The organism is Mesorhizobium sp. M1E.F.Ca.ET.063.01.1.1, from assembly GCF_003998155.1.
Lineage (GTDB): Bacteria > Pseudomonadota > Alphaproteobacteria > Rhizobiales > Rhizobiaceae > Mesorhizobium.
This window is the reverse complement of sequence record NZ_RZSC01000823.1, coordinates 1-2,502: the sequence shown is the minus strand read 5'-3', so window position 1 is coordinate 2,502 and position 2,502 is coordinate 1. Positions and strand designations below refer to the sequence as shown.

Here is a 2,502-nt window from a genome sequence, read left to right as displayed (position 1 = left end):
GCGCGCCTACGCGCTGACCACCGGCAGCGTCGCGCTGAGCGGCAACTCCGCCGAATTGCTGAGCGACGACCGGGTCAAGCGTCTTTATCTCGGCGGCGAGATCTGAGGCTGATTTTAATGCGCATGCTCGTCATCAACCCCAACACGACCGCGTCGATGACCGCCAAGATCGGCAAGGCGGCGGAAAGCGTTGCGTCCTCGGGCACCGAGATCGTCGCCGTCAATCCGGCCGATGGCCCGCCGAGCATCGAGGGCTATTTCGACGAGGTCTTCGCCATTCCCGGCATCATCGCCGAGATGGGCAAGGCGCCGGCGGCGGACGCCTATGTGATCGCCTGCTTCGACGACACCGGGCTCGATGCCGCGCGTTGCGTGACGGAAGCTCCGGTCATCGGCATCGGCGAGGCGGCCTTCCACCTCGCCAGCCTCGTCGCCGGCAAGTTCAGCGTCGTCACCACGCTTGCCCGCTCGGTTCCCGCCATCGAGCACAATCTGGCGAAATACGGCCTCGCCTCGCGCTGCGCCAAGGTGCGCTCGTCGGAGGTCGCCGTGCTCGACCTCGAACAGCCCGGCTCGAATGCAAGGCACAAGATCTCGGACGAAATCGCGCGCGCCATCCGCGAGGATCACGCCGAGGCGATCGTCCTTGGCTGCGCCGGCATGGCCGACCTTGCGCACAGCCTGTCGGAGGAGCACGGCGTCCCCGTGCTCGACGGCGTGGTCTGCGCGGTCACGCTGGCCGAAAGCCTGTTCAAGGTCGGCTTGAGGACATCGAAGGTAGGCGGCTATGCCGCCCCGCGCGGCAAGCGGTTCGCTGGCATATTTGCGTCTGCATCGCCGATGGGCGCTGGTTCGCCGGGCTAGCGTTGGCCCTAGGAGATCGGATGCCTCGGGATTGACCGGGGCGCGAGCGCCATTAGATTGGACCGGCCGCTGGCGATTTGGGGGCAGATCAGGCCGGATAGGGCCTGCGCATTGAAAACATGTTGACGGTACTCAGGGAAGACGATCGCGACGACAGGCCGGCAGCGCGCTGGTCGCCGATCTATTATGGCCTCAGAGACGCCATCGTCAGCCATCGACTCGCCCCGGGCACCAAGCTGCCGGAGGACGAGCTGGCCTCGATCTATTCGGTGAGCCGCACTGTCGTCCGCGCTGCCCTGCAAGCGCTTGCCCATGACCGGCTGGCGCGGCTGGAGCCCAATCGCGGCGCCTTCGTCGCCCAGCCGTCGAAGGTCGAGGCGCGGGAAGTGTTCGAGGCCCGCGCCCTGATCGAGCCGAAGGTGGCGGCCCTTGCCGCCAAGGCGGCGGTGCCATCCGACATCGCACAATTGCGGGCCCACCTGGAGAAGGAACACGAGGCGCTGCATGACGGCCGCGACAGCGACGCCATCATGCTGTCGGCGCGCTTCCATGTCGGCATCGCCGAGATCGCCGCGCATTCGGTCTTCACCAACTTCGTGCGCGACCTCGTCTCGCATTCCTCGCTGATCATCGCGCTCTACTGGAAGCGCCGCGACGCGACCTGCGAGAAGCACGCCCATCACGCGCTGGTCGACGCGATCGAGGCCGGCGACAGCGCCAATGCAGCTGCCCTGATGAACAGCCATCTGGTCGATCTACTGTCCGGGCTCGACCTCACCGACAAGGTGGAGAAGTCGGACAGCCTGGCGGATCTGCTGCGCGCCTAGCGCACCATGGAACGAGAGGCGGTTCGGCTGGATTGCCGAACCGCCTCGGAAGCCGGTTAAAGCATGTCTCCCGAAAGTGGGAACCGGTTTCGGGACAAAGACATGCGTAAAATCAAAAACCTAAAGCGCATGGAGCGAATCTGAAAGATCGCGACGCGCTTTAGGCCGCTGCCGCTTGCGAATAATCCATCAGCTCCAGGTCGGCGATGAGACCAGGTCCGGTCGGCTGCCAGCCGAGATGCGCACGCGTCCATTCGCTCGAGGCCGGCAAGTCCATGGCCGCGAATATTGAAAGCCATCCGAAATGATCCGCGGCCTCTTCCTGTGGGAGCGATACCACCGGTACGTTGAGCCCGCCGCCGATCACTTCCGCGATCTCGCGCATGGAAATGCCTTCCTCGGCGACGGCGTTGTAGCGCACGCCGGCTTCCTGCTTGTCCAGCGCCAGACGGTAGAGCCTCGCGACATCGAGCACGTGTGCCGCGGACCACCGGTTGCGACCCTCGCCAAGATAGGCCGACGCGCCCTTGGCGCGCGTCTGCTCGATCAGCGGTGTGATCAGGCCCTGCTTCACCGTGTCATGCACCTGCGGCAGCCGAACCACCGAGACTTTCACGCCCTTCTCGGCCATCGCCGCGCCGGTAAGCTCCGACAGGATGCGCGGGTTGGCATGGTCGGTGTTGAACACGTCTTCCCTCGCCGGCTGTCCGTGCTCGGCGGAGCCCATGCCGACGCCCGACGTGATGATGAGCAGCCGGTCCGAGCCGGCGAGGGAAGACGTGTTCAACACCGACCATGCCAACCCGCGCAT

The 2,502-nt window shown here is 65.5% G+C and carries 3 protein-coding genes and 1 pseudogene; 3 read left to right on the top strand and 1 reads right to left on the bottom strand.

The annotated features are described in order from the left end of the window. From EOA29_RS43440 to EOA29_RS32880, 3 genes and pseudogenes are all read left to right on the top strand, one after another. Positions 1-106 (top strand): annotated as a pseudogene (locus tag EOA29_RS43440) (ABC transporter ATP-binding protein); the annotation flags it as partial. Positions 107-117: 11 nt separating this feature from the next. Further along, a complete protein-coding gene (locus EOA29_RS32885) occupies positions 118-864 on the top strand; it encodes an aspartate/glutamate racemase family protein (RefSeq protein WP_126095493.1) in 747 nt (248 codons plus the stop codon). A 119-nt stretch (positions 865-983) separates the two neighbouring features. Next, positions 984-1,691, top strand: coding sequence for a GntR family transcriptional regulator (locus EOA29_RS32880; RefSeq protein WP_127222171.1), 708 nt, complete (start codon positions 984-986; stop codon positions 1,689-1,691). A gap of 160 nt (positions 1,692-1,851) precedes the next feature. Here EOA29_RS32880 and EOA29_RS32875 read toward each other — a convergent pair. After that, a partial coding sequence (locus EOA29_RS32875) for an NAD-dependent epimerase/dehydratase family protein (protein WP_127222170.1) occupies positions 1,852-2,502 on the bottom strand: 651 nt, incomplete at its 5' end.